Raw genomic sequence first — 16,803 nt, 5'->3', positions numbered from 1 at the left:
GTGGAGTATAGCCGCGCGACGCGCTCGCTCAGGCGGCTTCGTCGGTCTTGAGCGCGCGGTCGCCGCGCGAATACCACTCGCCCTCGACGGGGGCGAACATCGAGCAGCACTGCATCTCCGCCTTGTAGATGTGCAGCGAGACGGCGACGCGGTCGTCGCTGGCGTTGCGGATGGTGTGGTACTCGTGCGGCGGGATCAGGCTGCCGGCGCTGCCCGGGCCCGCCTGGAGGCCACCGGCGGGGCGGAAGCGGAACCGCTCGCCGTCCTGCTCGAGCAGCTCGAACTGGGTGATCTCCAGCTCGCCGTCCCAGACGCCTTCCACGCACCACAGGCCCGAGTGGTCGTGCACCGGGGTGCCTTGGCCGGGCCCCCACGTCATCGCCACCACGCTGTAGCCGTGCACCGGGCTGCGGTAGAGCTCGCGGCGCGCGTAGTGGTCCTCGATCGGCTCGTAGACGCACGCCGGAAGCTGCACGCCGCGGTCGCGGATCATCTCGCAGAGCAGCAGGCGCACGGCGCGCGTGACCGCCTGCGGGTCCCCCGCGCAGACGGCCGCGTCGAGCGCGGCGATCATGCGGTCCTGGCCGGGGAAGGGGATGTCGGGGAGGGCGGCGGCGTTCATGCGGGGATTCTAGCCGGCCCGCCGTGCACGGGCTCGAGCGCGTCGAGGAAGCCGCGAACCGCCGGGCCGAAGCGCTCGAAGTCCACGAGGAACGCGTCATGGCCCTGCGGCGATTCCAGCGGCAGGAAGCGGGCGTCGATGCCCCCCTGCGCGAGACCCGCGGCGATCTCCTCCTGCTGCTGCAGCGGGAACAGGATGTCGGTCTGCACGCCGATCACCAGCGCCTTCTCCAGCGGGATCGATGCGAGCGCCGACAGGGTGTCCCGGTGGCTGTCGCCGCAGCGTTCGCCGCAGTAATCGCCGAGGTCGAACCAGTCCATCGCGCGACTCAGGTAGAGGTAGCAGTTGGGATCGAAACGCCGCACGAACCGGCGTGCGTGCGCCTCGAGGTAGCTCTCGACCTCGAATTCGAGCCCGAACGGATCGCCGTCCTGGCGATCGGAATCGAGCCGGACGCGTCCGAACCGGCCGTCCCATTCCAAGGCGGATCGGTAGGTGATGACGCCCAGCTTGCGCGCCATCCGCATGCCGGATTCGGGATACGTCTCGTCCGTGTAGCGGCCCAGGTCCCAGTTGGGATCGAGCCGGATCGCCTCGCGCTGCAGTGAGCGGATCGCGATCGAGAACGGCAGCGCGCGCGCGGCGCCGGAGATGTTGACGTGGTTGCGGGCGACGCCGGGATGCCGCAGCAGGAAGGCGAGCGCGACCATGCCGCCCATCGAATTGCCGATGATGCAGGCGAGGCATTCGATGCCGAGCGCGCGCACGACGTGCGCCGCGGCGTCGGCGCAGTCCTCGACCGAGAGCGGCGGAAACGCGAGGCGGTAGGGCTCGCCCGTCGCCGGATCGATCGACGCCGGTCCCGTCGAGCCTTTGCAGCTGCCGAGCGTGTTCACGCAGACGACGAACCAGCGATCGGTGTCGATCGGCTTGCCGGGGCCGAGCATCGCTTCCCACCAGCCCGCGGCCGGATTCCCCTCGTTGGACGCCGCGTGCGCATCGGGCGAGAGCCCGGTCACGATCAGGACGGCGTTCGACGCCTCGGCGTCGAGACGGCCCCAGGTCTCGTAGGCCATGCGCGCGCCGTGCAGCGCCCCGTCGCGCTTGGTGGCGAACGGGGAGGGCAGGTCGACGAAACGCGTTCCCGGCGGGATGAATTCGGACATCGAGCACTCCTTTCGACGTCGCACATTCTGCCTGCTGCCGCGCGGAGGCGACCCAACGGCCGCTTGAACCGTCGCTACACACCGGCGGGACCACAGTCGGGCCTCCTTCCCCGTGGAGCTGTGCCGTGGCCAACAACACCAACGATACGAACGACATGAATCGCGATCCGATCTCCGGCGCGCCGGGCTCGCATCCGGTCGGCACCGGCGTCGGTGGCGTCGGCGGCGCGGCCGTGGGTGCGGCGATCGGCAGCGCGTTCGGCCCGATCGGCACGTTGATCGGCGGCGCCATCGGCACGATCGCGGGCGCGAGCGTCGGCCATTCGACGGCCGAGCGCATCGACCCGACCGGCGAAACCGAGGCTTGGCGCAGCGAGGCGACGCGTCGCCCGTACTACGACTCGTCGATGGACTACGACCGCGACTACGCGCCGGCGTACCGCCTTGGCACCGAGGCGCGCAGCGAGAACCGCGACGAAGCCTGGGACAGCGCGGAAACGCGCCTGCGCACGAACTGGGAAAGCCAGAAGGGCGAATCGCGCCTCGCCTGGGACCAGGCGCGCGAGCCGGTGCGCGACGCGTGGACGCGCAGCGATCGCACGTACAAGACGTACGACGCGACCGACCGCCACTACCAGGAGCGCTTCAACCAGGCCGACTACTACAAGGCCGATTACAGCTTCGACGACTACAAGCCGGCGTACCGCTACGGCACGTACGCGCGCAGCCAGTCGCAGAACGGCCAGTGGGACGAGAGCACGGAGCGCGAACTGGAGCGCGGCTGGGATTCGGCGAAGGGCACCTCGCGCCTGGCGTGGACGGACGCGAAGGGCGCGGTGCGCGATGCCTGGCACGGCGTCGAGCGCATCGTCCCCGGCGACGCGGACCACGACGGCCGCTGAGTCGCGGAATCCGCGCACGACGGGTCGACCGCGTGGCCGGCCCGTTGTGCGCGCCCATCCGGCCGACTGTCGTCGGAGCGCGGCGAGGTGAGGGGCGTGCGCCATGGCCGTGGAAACGGCGCATGATCGGCGCCCCGTCGACGCGCCCGTAGGAACGCCATGCAGGCCCGCCATCGAAAATTCGCGACCTCGGCGGCGATCGCGGTCGTCTCGGTCGTGTTGCTCGCGGCCGGCGTCGCCGCGTTCGTTCGCGCCGGCCTGTACGACATCGGCGCCGACGATCCGCATTACCCGCTGACGTATTCCGCACTCGCGCAACTGCGCGATGCGTCGATCCGCCGTCGCGCCGCGCAGCTGGCGGTACCCGACGACCTCGCATCGCCCGCGCGCATCCGGCAGGGCGCCGGCAACTACGATGCGATGTGCACGGGCTGCCATCGGGCGCCGGGCATGGGACCGACCGAACTGTCCCAGGGGCTGTATCCCGCGCCGCCGGATCTGAGCCGGACCCCCGTCGAGACCGCGCGCGCGTTCTGGACGATCAAGCACGGGATCAAGGCGTCCGGCATGCCGGCCTGGGGCCGCAGCATGAGCGACGAATACATTTGGAACCTCGCCACCTTCGTGCAGCAGCTGCCCCGGATGGATGCGGCGGGCTATCGGACGATGGTCGCGCGCAGCGGCGGCCACGAGCACGGCGGCGGGGAGACGGACGGCATGCCCGGCACGGCGCACGAGCACCATCATGATGACGCCGGCAACGCGGCGGCATCCCCGGCGGCAGGCCACGAGCATCCGCCTGGAACGCCGCCGCACGTGGATCCACCGACCGCGCATGTCGACCCGCCGGGCGCAGCCGCGCATGATCACGCGGCGCCGCCGCGCCACTCCGACCCGTGAGGCCCCGATGATCCGATCCCTGCAATGCGCGCTCGCCCTCGCGCTTGCCGCACCCTTGCTCAGCGCCTGCGCGCGCCCGGCCGATGCGCCCGTCGCCGAGGCTCGGCAACCGCGTGCGACCGCACGGGCACCGGCCGTCGCGGCAGTCTCCGTCACGCCCGCCGAAGCCGCGTCGGTCCCCGCTGCGGATCCCGCACTGCCCAGCGTGCTCGTGCACAAGAGTGCCACCTGCGGTTGCTGCACCGGATGGGTCGAGCATCTGCGCAAGGCCGGCTTCGCCGTGACCGTCGACGAGCGCGAAGACCTCGAGCCGCTGAAGAAGCGCCTCGGCGTTCCGCTCGGCAAGGGCAGCTGCCACACGGCGGAAGTCGACGGGCTCGTCATCGAGGGCCACGTGCCCGCGGACGACATCAAGCGCCTGCTCGCGAACCGGGGCGACGCCCGCGGCCTCGTCCTGCCGGGGATGCCGATGGGTTCGCCGGGCATGGAAGTGCCCGGCGGCCGCGTGCAGCCCTACACGGTCGAGCGCATCGATGCGGACGGCGGCACGTCCGCGTTCGCCCAGCACGGCCCGTAACCCCCGCGTCGATTCGTCGACGCCGCAGAGCGACCCCCGAGGAGATGCACGCATGAAGCTCGCGATCACCGTCCTTGCCGCTGCATTGCTCGCCGCCTGCAGCGCCGCCGACACGGCGCGGCCCGATGCCACGTCGCCGGATTCAACGACGGTGGCGCCCACGTCCGTTGCCGCATCCGCACCCGAGGCCGCGCCCACACCCGCGACGAGCGCAGCCGGGGACGCGGCTTCGACGCAAGAAGACGCAGCGTCGGTCCATGCCACGAGCGCCGAGCATCCCGGCATGGTCGGCACCGCACAGGCCGGCTGGTACAGCGCGGGCCGCTTCCGTGCCTGCGGTGCCGGTGCTGCGCTGAAGGTCGACAAGGCCGCCGACATCGACCGCCGGATCGAGGCGGGCGGCATGAGCGCGACCGATCCCGTGTACGTGAAGCTCGAAGGCATGGCGATGGGCACCGACCAGTACATGGTCACGCGCGTCGTCCAGGTCGGCTCGCCGACGCCGGTGCGCGATTGCGCCATGTCCGGGACCACCACGCAGGGCGGCTGAGACCGGCGCGCTCGGTCGACCACCCGCGGCTCGAAGCGTTTCGCATCGACGGACGCGGTTTAGGCGAAGCCCGTCGCGAATGCGGTCAGAGGTGCCCCGAGCGGCTGATCGCGACCACCAGCCGCAGCGACAGCAGCGCGGCGGCGGCGAACGCGATGGCGGCGAGCACCGGCAGGTGGCCCAGCAGCCGTGGCCCCGAGGTGTGCAGCGTGAGCAGCGCGCCGGTGATGTACAGCCCGAGCGTCACGATCGCCAGCGCAAGGCGGTTGCCCGTGCGCGCGAGCGCCGCCTGGGTCGAATGCAGGCCGTGATGGTGGATGGCGATGGACGGGCGCCCATCGCCGAGCTGCGCCTGGCGCAGCCAGTCGGCGGCGAGCAGCGGCAGCTGGCGTGCACCGCGCGCGAGGCGGTGGGCGAGCGGGCGACCACCGGGTGACGCGGCGATCGCACGCGCGACCTCCGGCGCTTTCGACTTGAGCCGGCCGAGGAGATCGAGGCCGGGATCCAGCGCGCGCAACGTGTTCTCGACGAGGAACAGCGTGCGCAACAGCACCAGCAGGTGCGGCGGCAGCCGGAACTGCGCGCCGTGGCCGATGCGCGCCACGCGCCAGATCGCCTCGGCGATGGACCATTGCGCGAGCGGTCGGCTCGCCAGTTCGGCCAGGATCAGGTGGATCTCGCGCTGGTGCGCCCGGCGTTCGACGTGCACCGGGAAGAAGCCCAGCAGGATCGACGCATCGAGCACCGCTTCCGCATCGGACGTCGCGATCGCATCGACGAGCGCGGCGAGCGCCTGCCGCGCGGCCGGATCGAGCACGCCGATGGAGCCGAAGTCGTGGAAACACAGCCGGCCGTCGTCCAGCACGAACAGGTTTCCGGGGTGCGGGTCGGCGTGGAAGACGCCCGCGACGAAGAACTGGTGGAGGTAGGCGTCGAGCAGTGCGCCGGCGAGGCCGGGCGCCGCGGGCGTGCCGTAGGACGCCTCGATGCGCGTGCCGATGCTGCGTTCCTGCACGAGCACGTCGCGCGCCACCAGCGGTTCGATGACGTGCGGAAGCGAGACGCCCGGCAACGGATCGATGACCGCCGCCATACGACGCATGTTCTGCGCCTCGTGGCGCATGTCGATCTCGTCGTGCAGAAACACCGCCAGCTCATCCACCAGCGCCATCGGCTTCTGGCGATGCAGCGGCGGCCACAGCGACTGCGCGACGCGCACGGTCCGGCGCAGCAGGTGCAGGTCGTTGCGCACCCGCGCCTGGATGTCGGGACGCGTGATCTTGACGACCACCGCCCGGCCGTCGTGCAGGCGCGCGGCGTGGATCTGCGCGACGGACGCCGCGGCGAGCGGCGTGTCGTCGAACGCGGCGAACAGGGTGGCGACAGGGGCGCTGAATGCCGATTCGACCGCCGCCCGCGCGGCGGAGGCGGGGAATGGCGGTACGTCGCTGTGGAGGCGCGAAAGTTCGGCGCGCCAATCCGGCGGCAGCAGGTCCCAGCGCAGGCTCAGGCCCTGTCCCAGCTTCACGAACGTGGTGCCGAGCCGCACCAGCGCATCGCGCACGCGGCCGGGCAGGCGTTCCGGTGCGCGGCGCCGCCAGCGGAGGGCATCCACCGCGAGGCCGAGCGCCGCGGAGGCGATCTCGACGGCACGGCGCAGGCTGCCGCTCACGGCGCGTCGCCCTGAAGCCAGCCGGTCATGCCGCGGGCCTCCCACGGCGAGCGTGCATCGCACGCAGCCCTTCCGCGATTACCTGCGCGATCGGGATCGCATTGCTGGGATGGGGCAGGGTGTCGCAGCTGACGACGCGGGCCGGCGCGGCCGCCAGCAGTCGTTCGTAGGCGTCGCCGGCGAACACCGCGTGGATCGCGACGACCACCGGCGACGGCAGCGCGAGCGCGCGCAGGTGCGCGAGCGTCTCGAGCAACGTGTGGCCCGACGAGACGATGTCGTCGACCAGGACCGGCGTCCGCCCATGACACGCGGCGGCATCGGGCAGCGTCACCGCGACCTCGCGATCGCCGCGTCGTATCTTCTCCAGCACCTGGAACGGCAGCCCCGCGCGCGACGCGATGGCCGCGACCCACTGCGCGCTCTCGCCGTCCGGACCGATCAGCATCGCGTCAGGCACCTCGCGCGCGATCCATTGCGCCACGGCGTCGCTCGCCGACACCGCAACCGCCGGAATCGAATAGATCGCTTCCAGCCGCTCGATCCGGTGCAGGTGCGGGTCGACCGTCAGCACCGAATCGAACGCGGCTTCGACCAGGCGCGCGAACAGCGGCGCGCTGATCGCCTGTCCGGGCACGAAACGCCGGTCCTGCCGCATGTAGGCGAGGTAGGGCGCGACGAGTCGCACCGAGCGCGCGCCGAGCTCGCGCGCGGTGTGCGCGGCGAACCACAGCGGCAGCGCGAGACCGTCGGGGTCGCGCAGGCTGGCCAGTACGGACACGTCGCGGCCGCGAAGGTCGGCCGGCAGCGTCACAAGCGATTCGCCGTCGGGGAACCGGTGCAGGTCGATCGCGATGGCGTCGATGCCCAGCAGTTCGCCGAGCTGCTTTGCGAGCGCGACATCCGCCGGCATGTGGAGCAGCAGATCCCTCACGCCGCCTCCGGGTCGATTGCGAACACGTCGTGCGCCCGCGCGTAATCGAGCGCGTAGGCGAGCTCGCCGCGCGTCTGCGCGTGGACCGTCAGCAGCGGCTGTCCGGCACGCACGACGTCGCCGATACGCGTCGCACATTCGAGGCCGGCGACGGCCGAGGCCGGGGCGCCCGCGAGCTTGGCGATGCGCGCGAGGCAGCGGTTGTCGATCGAAACGACACGACCGGCGATGCCGCATTCCAGGCCTACCCGGTACCCGGCCGACTGGGGCTCGCGGAAACCACCCTGCGCCTCGCAGATCGCGTGGAACTTCGTCCAGGCGGCTCCGCTCTCGAGCGCGTGTCGGGCCAGGCGCGTGCCATCGCCGTCGGTGCCGGGCACGAGGTCGAGCAGCGCGCCGGCGAGCGCGAGGGCCCGGTCGCGAAGGTCGATCGGCGCGTCCGCTTCGGCGCGCAGCACCTTCAGCACGTCGCGTGCTTCGAGCGCCGGGCCGATGCCCACGCCGACCGGCTGCGTTCCATCGCTCGCGCGGACCGCGAGGTGCAGACCGAGCGCGTCCGCGGTCGCCGACAGCCGCGCGGACAGCGAGCGTGCGGCGGCGTCGCTGCGCACCTTGGCGGTCGCGCCCACCGGCATGTCGATGAGCACGTGCGTGGCGCCCGCCGCGGATTTCTTCGACAGCACGCTCGCGACGAGCTGGCCGTCGCTGTCGATGTCGAGCGGCCGCTCCACGCGGATCAGCACGTCGTCCGCGGGCGACAGGCGGACGTTGCCGCCCCAGACGACGCAGCCGCCTTCCTGTTCGACGACCCGGCGCATCGCGGGCAGGTCGAGCGCCACCGGGGCGAGCACTTCCATCGCGTCGGCGGTCCCGGCGGGCGAGGTGATCGCACGCGAGGACGTCTTCGGAATGCGATGCCCGAGTGCCGCGACGATCGCCACCACGATCGGCGTCGTGCGATTCCCCGGAAGCCCGCCGACGCAATGCTTGTCGAGTACGAGCCCGTCGCCCCAGTCCAGACGCTGGCCGACGGCGACCATCGCACGCGTGAGCGCCGTCGTCTCCTCGACGTCGAGCCGCTCGCCCGCGCAGGCGGTCACGAACGCCGCGAGCTCGAGGTCGGAGAGGCGGCTCGCGACCGCATCGCGCATCAGCGCATCGCACTGCGCCTGTCCGAGGCGCTCGCCGAAGACCTTCGCACGGAGCGCGTCGGCCGATTCGGCGGGTTCCGGATGGCGGAAGCTCGCGAGCGCGCCGGGCCGTGGATGGAGCGCGGTCCACGCCGCTTCCGACAGCGCGACCTCGTCGGTCGACAGCAGGTCGCCGACGACGACGTTGAGCGTGGCGATCAGCGTGCGGCCTTCGACTTCCATCTCCACGCGCGTCAGGGCGGCGAAGCCTTCCGCGCGGCAGACCTCGCAGTCGCGGTGCATGTAGACCACCGGCATCTGGTACGTGTCGATGCCGGCGCGCACCACGCGCAGCCGCGCCTCGGCGACGATGCTCATGCCGCGGCCTCGATCACGACCTCCTGCAGCTGCTCCGGCACGCGCGCCGGCCAACCCAGTTCGTGCTGGATGCGCGCGCGCAGCGTGTCGGCGGCCGCGGGCTCGCCGTGCGTGACGTAGACCCGCGACGGCGCCGTGGGTGCCGTGCGCAACCAGGCGAGCAGTTCGTCCGCATCGGCATGGCCCGAGAGCGCTTCGAGCTGCACGACTTCCGCGCGGATGGGCACGTCGCGGCCGAACATGCGCAGGTGCGTGGCGCCGCCGGCCAGCTGGGCGCCGCGCGTTCCGCCGGCCTGGAAACCGGCGAGCAGGATGGCGTTCTTCTCGTGGGGACCGAACGCCTCGAGGTGGTGCAGGACGCGGCCGCCGGTGGCCATGCCGCTCGCCGATACGATGATCATCGACCGTAGATGTCTGAAGTTGTGATTTTTTGATCTCAAGAAAATCAACGACTTGCAACCCTCTCACGCCTGACGTGCCTCATTCACACATCGCCTTCGTTGCGTAAATTTGCCAGCTTGCGACGCCGATTGCGCAAAGTTGCACTCGGCGACACGGCGCCCTGCCGGCAGCGGTCTGCTGCCGGCGCGGGCGGCGCGTCGCCTTACAGACATCTCTGGAAGCGGTTCCACACAACCGCGCACGGGGAACGCTCCACGTAAAAATCGACCAGACGCGTGTCTTTCGGAAGATCGAGCCGGGCCAGCAGCATGTCAAATGCCGCCGCTGCCTCGTCGAAAGTCGGGACTGTCCCAACCGAGAACGGGGTCGATCGCGGGTTCTCCCGCTGCTCGATCGGGACAGCGAAGTCGAGGCCTGCGCAGAAATCGGCGTCGTCGAACCCTTTGAAATCACGCACAAACAGCGTGGGCGAGAGCAGGGGATCCGCGTGCCGCGACGGTCTTGCGTGCGATCGCAGGCCGAAGTACTCGATGTTTCGCCTGACCTGTACGAATGCGCTTCGCAGTTCCACCTCCATATCAACACCCGTATCGGCAGCGCCGAGGAGCGGGTGTGTACACAGCGTGTCGACCGCCGTGTGGAGCGCGTCGAGCACCATCCCGAGATAGCGCTCGTGGCGCCGTGCCGCATACGGGTGGAGCCAGACCTGCTCGTGGGCGAAGCATACGAGAAGCTGCAGGTAATCGATTGAAGGCAAGGTGGCGAAGTAGTCGAGCTGGCGCTTTGCAAGCTGCCAGTAGCTGTCCCGGAAAACCTTTTCCCCGAACGTGGCCGTGTTCCAGGACAGCCTGCGCAAGCCGAGCCGGCCGAGCACCTTCTCCAGTGAATCCGCCGACGCGTTGATGTCGGGCGCACCATCGTCGAAGTAGAAGGCGATGTCCTCGAGCAGCCACTGGCGGCTGCCGGGCAGGTGCTCTTCGACGCGCTCTGCAAGCCGATAGCGATCGGCAATCGCCGAGCAGTAGTCGCCGGCAGGATTGGCCCCGCGAACGATTGGCCCCTCGAATGTTTCGGCGATGTCATTGGGGTCGGTCAGCGGCGGGGGCGAGACGCCCGCCTTGAACGGATTGCCGTCAGGCGGCTTCACCAGTTGTCGATTCGCCATCGATATATCGATGCCCGCGAAGTGCAGGGCGGCGAGGCCCCAAAGTCGCTTACGCGCGGCATGCCGCCGCTTCCTTTCCTGCGTCGCACCGACCATACGCTCGTCATCCCATGCATTGATTGGGAATCCATCCGGGACTTCCCCGCAGGCGTCATGTATCACTTCCCGCGAAAACCCCCGCAATCGCGGGTGTCGTGGAGTCGTGTGTGAACTAGGCGGACGGAAACGCAAACGGGCCACCCGGCCAGGGGTAGCCCGTTACATAGCGCTTGAGAAGCTGACAGCTTCAAGCGACACCTTAGGCGGAGCTTTTGGCCCCGTCAAGGGGGGTGTCGTGCCTGCGAGGGCACGTGCGTCATGCCGCCTCTACGGAGGCTGCAATGGGACGGAAAAAGAAAGAGTTGTCGCCCGCGCAGAAGGCGCGCGCGGCACTGATGGAAAAACACGGTGCACGCGGGCGGCGAAACGCCAACCTGTGGCTGGTCCAGTGCTGGCGCACGGGGGGTGACCTCGTGTTCAGCGGCGACGCGCGCGCGGAGCATTACTACGCTTGCGAGGGCGATGCGACCGTGGCGGACGCGAGCTACGTGGTCGAGCCGCAGCTGATCGCCGTCGAGGGCCGGTCCTTCGAGATCGTGTTCGATGCGCGGGTGGTCTATCGCGATGGGCGGATCGAGTTCCGCCGCGTCGGCAGCAAGGCGCCGACGCCCGACGGGGAGGACGAGGTCGCCTTCCGCGCGCATGTCGATGCGGCGGCGCGCCTGGGCGGGACCTATCAGGCGGTGCGCTTGCATGATCTCGACCTGCTGCGTCAGCGCACCGCCAACTGGCGTCGCATGCTGCGTTTCCTGCGCGCGACGAAGCACCATCCGCTCGGGATGGTGGAGTCCGATGTGCGGTTGCGGTTCGAGCAGCGCGGCTCGACCACGCTGGGTCGCCTCCTCGACACCCTGACCGTGCATGAGGAGCCGCTGGTTGTGGCCGCGGTGGCTCGCCTCCTCCTGAAACGGGTCCTCGCGTCCGACCTCGACAGGGCGCCGCTCTCGCGCGGCACGACGCTTAAGCTCGAGGTCTCGGCGTGAGCGCGGCCGTGGCGAAGACGGAACCACGGCAGAAGACGTCGCACGCGCGACCGCATCGTCCGCGTTTTACGCGGAAGACGTTGCCGCTCGAGCTCCGGCGCATCAACGCCTTGCCGACCGTGAACGTCGAGAGCCTCTCGAACGAAGACGTCACGCGCTTCGAGAAGCTCCGCGTGGGCGTCGAGCTCTATCTGGGCGGGGGCCGGATCGGCCAGAAGCTGCGTGACCTTGGACTCACGTTCCAGGAAGTCCAGCGCGCCGCCAATCGTGCAGTGTCCCTGCATCCCGACGGCCGGCTTTTCGGCTTCCGGGCCCTCATCCCGCACATGCGTACGCGCGCCTACAGGCGGACCAAGGCGATCGGGATGCGCGAGCCGGGCGCCAAGGGCGGGTACTCGGGCGCGTTGAGCACGTTGCTGAACAAGCCCAACGGCATCGAGGACGCACTCGCTACCTACCTGGTCGACAACATGCGCGAAGGCGGTGCCAAGGAGGCACCTCCTCGGCACAAGGAGATCCTCGAGTACTTCCACGAGTTGTGCCGAAAGGCGGGGGTCCGGGACGACCAGTGGCCGTTCAATACCGACGGCCTGGGCAAGTCGGCGCTCTACCGCTACGTCATCCGATTCTTCCAGGACAATTACGACGCGATCGTCGAGGCGCGCTACGGGCTCGGCGCGCAGGCCAAGTCACGCACGGGTACCGGGCATCGGGGGCGGTTGCTTGCAACGGCTCCCTACGATGTCGTCGAGGTTGACGAGCATCGTGGCCACTTCATCGGCGCGATGCGCATCCGAACCAACAGCGGTTGGCGCTGGGTGGCCATCCGGCGGGTGATCCTCATTACGGTGACGGATCGCCGATCCGGGGCGGTCCTCGGCTACCACGCCGTGTTCAAGCGCGAAGCCGATTCCGACGACCTCTTGGCCGCGCTCCACGATGCATTGCGCAAGTGGCAGCCGCGCGAGTTCCACCTGCCGGGTCAGTCCTACGACGAAGGGGCCGGGTTTCCGAGCGGCCGCCTCGACGGCCTCGCAGGCTGCGGCTGGGGCGTGCTGCTGTTCGACAACGCGCTCATCCACCTGGCCAAGGACGTAATCGACCGCGTCCGCAACCTGGTTGGATGCGACATCAGCTACGGGCCGGTGCGCCGCTTCGAACGACGCGCCGTAGGCGAGCTGGTGTTCAAGCGCCTGAGCGAGCAGGGGTTCGAGCGGGTAGAGAGTACGACGGGCTCCAAAGCGGGGGACGTGCGCCGCCAGGACGCCGAGCGCAAGGCAGTCAAGGGACGACTGTCGATGTACGCGATGCTGGACCTGATCGAGCTGACGATCGCCCATTACAACCACGTGGTCACCAAGCGCTGCGACGGGATCAGCGCGCTCGATTACTTCGAGTACTGGGCGACCGACCCGGATTTCGACGCCATCCTGCCGCGCCTTCCGGAACGTCCGAGCCATGTGCCCGCGCTCAACATTGCGGTCGTCCGCGTGCGCATCAGCGGTGATCCCAAGAAGGGCCGCGCGCCGAGCGTGTCCTTCGAAGAGGCGAAGTACACGTCCCCCCATCTGTCGCGTGCCTGGCGGCGGGTCGGGGAATGGGTCGATGCCCACGTCGATCCGGACGACATCCGCACGATCCGGCTCTTCAGCCTCAAGGGCGACTGCCTGGGCGAGGTCACCGCGCTCGACTTCTGGGCCGAGGAGCCGCATTCGCGCGACATCCGCCGGATGGTGAATGCGCAGACGGCGGCGGGAAAACTGCCCAAGGCCAAGGGTCCGGGTTTCTTGCGTCGCTTTATGGTCGGTCTCGCCGAAGAAGCGGCCAACGAGGCCAAGCGCGGCGGCGTCAGCGATTCCGCCACGCGATTGGCCAACGAGGAGGCGAAGCGGTCCCGGCGCAAGCGCGAACCGGTTCCCGCGGTCGGCAACGACGACGTGTACACCCCGCCGCCTCCGCGGGCCGTTACGCGCGAGCCTGTTGCGACGGCCGCGCACGGCCGCAGGCCCGGGGAATCCGATCGCTACGTGGCGCCGCTGGTGCGGCCTACGCGAATCAAAGCCATCAACTGATCCCAAACCTTTCCAGGACTACCCATGACCGTTCTTGATACCTCGACCGTCACTGAAGCCCAGGCCGACTCTCCTAGCGAAACCGCGACCGAGGCGGCGCTCGCGCTGCAGATCGCCCGTGCCCTCGCCCTGCGAGAGCAGCACTGGTACAGCCATCCGCTGGTCCGCACGGACGCCAAGCTCCCCACCAACGCCAACCTCGACGTGCTCGGCATCGTCGAGCGGGCAGGGCGCAAGCAGCGCAAGCCTGTGTCCTTCTGGGCCCATCCGGTGACCGGCAAGTCATTCACGATCTTGCTGATCGAAGCGTTCCTCCGCGAGGCCTATCCCGGCTGCGGCATCTTCATCTACGAGGCCAAGGGCAAGACCGAGCGTCCTCGCTCGATTCGTGCCGATGAGGTCCGTGAGCGCGAGTTCTTCATCGACCTGCTGGCGGCGATGAGCTACGAGGGCCGCATCGAGTCGGCGGTGCCGCGTGCTCGGGAGCAGATCCAGAAAGCGTTGCTGGCGATGTCCCTGCCGGCGCGCCACCTGTTCTTCATTTTCGACGAAGCGCAGGAGATCAGCGCGGATGAGTACAAGTGGATGAAGACGATCCTCAATTGGCTCGCGCGCAACGGCGTGCAGCTCGGCATCTTTTCGTTCGGGCAGTACGAGCTGCTCGAGAAGCGCGACGAAATCGCAGCAAAGTTCCGCTCTGACATCCATGCGCGTTTCATCGGGAATGTCTACGAGCTCAAGGGTCTGCAGGATGCGGGCGAGTTCGCGGTCCCGCTGAAAGCCTGCGATGACCAGTCCGAGTACCCCGCCGGCAGTGGGTTGACCTACACCGCCTTCCTGTTTCCCCTTGCGCACGCTAACGGGTTCCGTTTCGAATCCCTCGCGACGCGCCTGTGGGATGCGTTCATGAAGGCCGCGCCGCTGCGCCGCGGGGAGTCGGGCATCGCCATGCAGTATTTCGCCGACGTCTTGAGCGAGCTGGTCGAAATCCTGCGTGACCGGGACTCGCCGGATATGGCGGTCACGGACGAGGACCTCATGCAGGCGATTTCCTACACCGACTACGTGCGGCGCGAGCCGGTCCGCGAGCGGGCGGAGACGCGCCAGTGAGGCGCTACCCGCCCGAGGCGGTTGCGGATGCACAGGCGCAAGTGCGCGCCTACATCCGCGAACGGGACAGGCCGCGGCCGATGTTCGACGCCATGCTTGTCCCTGAGGGCGCGATTTTGCCGTTCGAGTCGCCGTGGTCCGTCATCCACAAGCTGGCCTGGCTCAATGGATGTGGACCGAAGGCCCTGCTCGAGGGGTACTACACGGGCATGCTCCGGACCCCCTCGTCCGGCTGGCGCGCGCCGTGGGAGTGGCTCGGGGACCTGCGATGGCGCGACAGGGGCGGTGCGGAACCCCAACTCGACGGCGAACCGCTGATGGACGCCCTGAGGACGCGCGTGCGGACTGCACGGGACATGCTCAATCGTTTTTCCGAACTGCACTACTGTCGCTCGTGCGTGGATCTGGGTTGGCATTCGACGCTGCAGCAGTGGACGTTCGGCCGGACCTGCATCCTGCACGGTGAGGAGCTGCGCTGGGGGTGCCCGAGGTGTTCGGTCCGGATAGACACGACCCTCGCCGGTACATTTGGCGACGCGGCGTACGCCTGCGCCGCCTGTGAACCCGTGGCGCAGGAGGACTGGAACCCCTTCCCGAAGGCCGCGTTGCTGGAACCGTTTGCAGCGGTCGGCTCCGAGCTGCTGGCGTGGACGGGTTTGCTGGACAAGACGCGCGTGAAGTCGCCCGATGCCCACTACGGCCGCGTAGGGCCTGATTGGAAGGCGCGGTTCGACACCTTCAGCGAAGCTCGGACGGTCGCGTCCGTGAGGCCGCCACCGCCGCGGCTCGGCGCGGCGCTTGCGCTTGAGCCAATGCGCGGATTCACGGTTCTCACGTACTTCGTGCCCGAAGGACACGAGATCGTTTCCCATGTCAGCGTAGAGGCGAGCGATACGCGGCAGGCGCTTAAGGCCCAGGTTGTGCTTTCGGAAACTGTTGCCGCGATGGAGCGTGCGTTCGCTGCCGACCTGTCGGCGAATCATCCGTGCATCGCTGAGGCGGACACGGCCGTCGCCGGGCTGGAAGCGGAAAGCGACGTGCGCGCAGACCCGGCTTGCAGCTGTCCGGTGTCGTTGGCCTGGGCGCTATGGCGCCGCATCACCGGCGCGATGTGCGCGGACTGGAGTACCTCGCCGCGCATTCGTCCCACGCTCGCAGTCACGGAGGAGGTCCTCGACAAGACACTCCGGTCGCACTTCTTCGTGCTGCTCTCCGACATCGTCGCGCGTCGGCACCGCCCGGCACCGTCGGGGGAACTGCGTTTGCCTGTGGACACGCGCCCGCTCAAGGCCTTGATGACGACGTCATTCGGTTTGGAGCTGGACCCCGTGCCCGTGGTTCGCGGCGTCGTCGACTATTCCGAATGGGTCGGCGAGCTCGCGTGCATGCCGCTGTCGGAGCATTGGGAGCGGCCCGGTGCGCGCGTGTGGTCTGAGGGTTAAAACACAGATCATCCGCCACGGGCTGCGTCGGTGCGGATCGGACGATGTGCGGTGCCCTCCCGCGGGGCTGATGCCTAGTCCGCCTCCACTCGGCTCGCGACGTGGACAAGCGCCGGTTACCGACGGCGTCACTGGAGCGGAGTACACACGTCATCCGGGGAGCCCGTATCGAACCGACCGCCGAGCCCGGTGCAGTCGACGGCAAGGGTTAATTCCGCGCCGGACATAGGGCCCGGGCGTGCCGGCGCGGGGCCGCGGGGCGCCCGTGGCTGGCACAGGGCATCGAACGCGCGGCGTGCGATGCGATCGAGTACATCGTCCCGACCCATGCCGGTGGGCAGAATCGAGTGCAGGATTCGTCGCCACATCGCGGGCGAGAGACCGGGCACAGTGGACGTCGCGTAGTGGCAGATGGCCTGCTGCAGGTCGTCGTCTGCGCCGTGATGGCAGGCGACCGCGGCCGCATGCTGCCCGTTGACTGCTCGCCACAGCCGGCGCCAGATTGGCCCGGCCTCCGGGTGTGACATGCAGGTTCGCGCCGGTCCCCCGATCTCTCGCGCGTTTGGCCCGAACGCGCATTCGCATACGTATATCAGCGGCAGTGGGACACGTAGAACGCCCAAAGCCGCGCGGGTCCAGGCCGGGGTAGGCCCCAAGGGCACATTGCGCATCGCGGCCCAACGGGCGGAACGGTAATGG

The 16,803-nt window shown here is 69.3% G+C and carries 15 protein-coding genes; 8 read left to right on the top strand and 7 right to left on the bottom strand.

What is annotated here, in order from left to right:
• Positions 1–28: 28 nt before the first annotated feature.
• On the bottom strand, positions 29–622 hold the full coding sequence (locus tag ACY35P_RS06835) for a cysteine dioxygenase family protein (protein ID WP_462115083.1): 594 nt from the start codon (positions 620–622) through the stop codon (positions 29–31).
• The gene (metX, locus tag ACY35P_RS06830; protein ID WP_462115082.1) at positions 619–1,788 is read right to left on the bottom strand and encodes a homoserine O-acetyltransferase MetX; all 1,170 of its coding nucleotides are present in this window, start codon (positions 1,786–1,788) and stop codon (positions 619–621) included. Before metX ends, ACY35P_RS06835 begins: the two co-directional genes overlap by 4 nt.
• Positions 1,789–1,913: 125 nt before the next feature.
• Here metX and ACY35P_RS06825 point away from each other — a divergent pair, with 125 nt between their 5' ends.
• The 4 genes from ACY35P_RS06825 to ACY35P_RS06810 all read left to right on the top strand — a co-directional run bounded on the left by ACY35P_RS06825 (position 1,914) and on the right by ACY35P_RS06810 (position 4,717).
• On the top strand, positions 1,914–2,690 hold the full coding sequence (locus tag ACY35P_RS06825) for a hypothetical protein (RefSeq protein ID WP_462115081.1): 777 nt from the start codon (positions 1,914–1,916) through the stop codon (positions 2,688–2,690).
• Between the two features lie 159 nt (positions 2,691–2,849).
• A complete protein-coding gene (locus tag ACY35P_RS06820) occupies positions 2,850–3,590 on the top strand; it encodes a c-type cytochrome (protein WP_462115080.1) in 741 nt (246 codons plus the stop codon).
• Positions 3,591–3,597: 7 nt separating this feature from the next.
• Positions 3,598–4,167, top strand: coding sequence for a DUF411 domain-containing protein (locus tag ACY35P_RS06815; RefSeq protein ID WP_462115079.1), 570 nt, complete (start codon positions 3,598–3,600; stop codon positions 4,165–4,167).
• Positions 4,168–4,219: 52 nt separating this feature from the next.
• On the top strand, positions 4,220–4,717 hold the full coding sequence (locus ACY35P_RS06810) for a hypothetical protein (protein WP_462115078.1): 498 nt from the start codon (positions 4,220–4,222) through the stop codon (positions 4,715–4,717).
• Positions 4,718–4,802: 85 nt separating this feature from the next.
• Here the strand turns inward: ACY35P_RS06810 and ACY35P_RS06805 are convergent, their stop codons facing one another.
• From ACY35P_RS06805 to ACY35P_RS06785, 5 genes are all read right to left on the bottom strand, one after another.
• Entirely contained in the window at positions 4,803–6,389 is a 1,587-nt protein-coding gene (locus ACY35P_RS06805; RefSeq protein WP_462115077.1) for an ABC1 kinase family protein, read from the bottom strand.
• Positions 6,390–6,414: 25 nt separating this feature from the next.
• Positions 6,415–7,323 (bottom strand): ribose-phosphate diphosphokinase, encoded by a 909-nt coding sequence (locus ACY35P_RS06800; protein WP_462115076.1) that lies wholly within the window; start codon positions 7,321–7,323, stop codon positions 6,415–6,417.
• Positions 7,320–8,831 (bottom strand): thymidine phosphorylase family protein, encoded by a 1,512-nt coding sequence (locus ACY35P_RS06795; RefSeq protein ID WP_462115075.1) that lies wholly within the window; start codon positions 8,829–8,831, stop codon positions 7,320–7,322. The genes ACY35P_RS06800 and ACY35P_RS06795 overlap by 4 nt, the downstream gene beginning before the upstream one ends.
• Complete coding sequence (locus ACY35P_RS06790; protein WP_462115074.1) at positions 8,828–9,232, bottom strand: MBL fold metallo-hydrolase RNA specificity domain-containing protein; 405 nt, start codon at positions 9,230–9,232, stop codon at positions 8,828–8,830. Before ACY35P_RS06790 ends, ACY35P_RS06795 begins: the two co-directional genes overlap by 4 nt.
• A 203-nt stretch (positions 9,233–9,435) precedes the next feature.
• The gene (locus ACY35P_RS06785; RefSeq protein ID WP_462115073.1) at positions 9,436–10,494 is read right to left on the bottom strand and encodes a hypothetical protein; all 1,059 of its coding nucleotides are present in this window, start codon (positions 10,492–10,494) and stop codon (positions 9,436–9,438) included.
• 284 nt (positions 10,495–10,778) lie between these two features.
• On the opposite strand from ACY35P_RS06785, the gene ACY35P_RS06780 reads away from it, so the two are divergent.
• From ACY35P_RS06780 to ACY35P_RS06765, 4 genes are read left to right on the top strand one after another with little or no spacing between them, the layout of a single operon-like run.
• The gene (locus ACY35P_RS06780) at positions 10,779–11,480 is read left to right on the top strand and encodes a hypothetical protein (RefSeq protein WP_462115072.1); all 702 of its coding nucleotides are present in this window, start codon (positions 10,779–10,781) and stop codon (positions 11,478–11,480) included.
• Entirely contained in the window at positions 11,477–13,552 is a 2,076-nt protein-coding gene (locus ACY35P_RS06775) for a hypothetical protein (protein WP_462115071.1), read from the top strand. Before ACY35P_RS06780 ends, ACY35P_RS06775 begins: the two co-directional genes overlap by 4 nt.
• 24 nt (positions 13,553–13,576) lie before the next feature.
• The gene (locus ACY35P_RS06770; protein ID WP_462115070.1) at positions 13,577–14,662 is read left to right on the top strand and encodes an ATP-binding protein; all 1,086 of its coding nucleotides are present in this window, start codon (positions 13,577–13,579) and stop codon (positions 14,660–14,662) included.
• Positions 14,659–16,104, top strand: a complete 1,446-nt coding sequence (locus ACY35P_RS06765) for a hypothetical protein (protein WP_462115069.1) — start codon at positions 14,659–14,661, stop codon at positions 16,102–16,104. The genes ACY35P_RS06770 and ACY35P_RS06765 overlap by 4 nt, the downstream gene beginning before the upstream one ends.
• The last annotated feature ends 699 nt before the right edge of the window (positions 16,105–16,803 follow it).

The sequence above is a fragment of the Lysobacter xanthus genome (assembly GCF_047159895.1).
The sequence above is the reverse complement of the archived record's forward strand: the minus strand, read 5'-3'. Positions and strand labels throughout refer to the sequence as shown.

Excerpts from the sequence above, each read along its gene's own strand:
- ACY35P_RS06835 (WP_462115083.1), bottom strand. The coding sequence starts at position 622 with ATGAACGCCGCCGCCCTCCCCGACATCCCCTTCCCCGGCCAGGACCGC.
- metX (WP_462115082.1), bottom strand. The coding sequence starts at position 1,788 with ATGTCCGAATTCATCCCGCCGGGAACGCGTTTCGTCGACCTGCCCTCC.
- ACY35P_RS06820 (WP_462115080.1), top strand. The coding sequence starts at position 2,850 with ATGCAGGCCCGCCATCGAAAATTCGCGACCTCGGCGGCGATCGCGGTC.
- ACY35P_RS06815 (WP_462115079.1), top strand. The coding sequence starts at position 3,598 with ATGATCCGATCCCTGCAATGCGCGCTCGCCCTCGCGCTTGCCGCACCC.
- ACY35P_RS06810 (WP_462115078.1), top strand. The coding sequence starts at position 4,220 with ATGAAGCTCGCGATCACCGTCCTTGCCGCTGCATTGCTCGCCGCCTGC.
- ACY35P_RS06795 (WP_462115075.1), bottom strand. The coding sequence starts at position 8,831 with ATGAGCATCGTCGCCGAGGCGCGGCTGCGCGTGGTGCGCGCCGGCATC.
- ACY35P_RS06790 (WP_462115074.1), bottom strand. The coding sequence starts at position 9,232 with ATGATCATCGTATCGGCGAGCGGCATGGCCACCGGCGGCCGCGTCCTG.
- ACY35P_RS06785 (WP_462115073.1), bottom strand. The coding sequence starts at position 10,494 with ATGGTCGGTGCGACGCAGGAAAGGAAGCGGCGGCATGCCGCGCGTAAG.
- ACY35P_RS06780 (WP_462115072.1), top strand. The coding sequence starts at position 10,779 with ATGGGACGGAAAAAGAAAGAGTTGTCGCCCGCGCAGAAGGCGCGCGCG.
- ACY35P_RS06770 (WP_462115070.1), top strand. The coding sequence starts at position 13,577 with ATGACCGTTCTTGATACCTCGACCGTCACTGAAGCCCAGGCCGACTCT.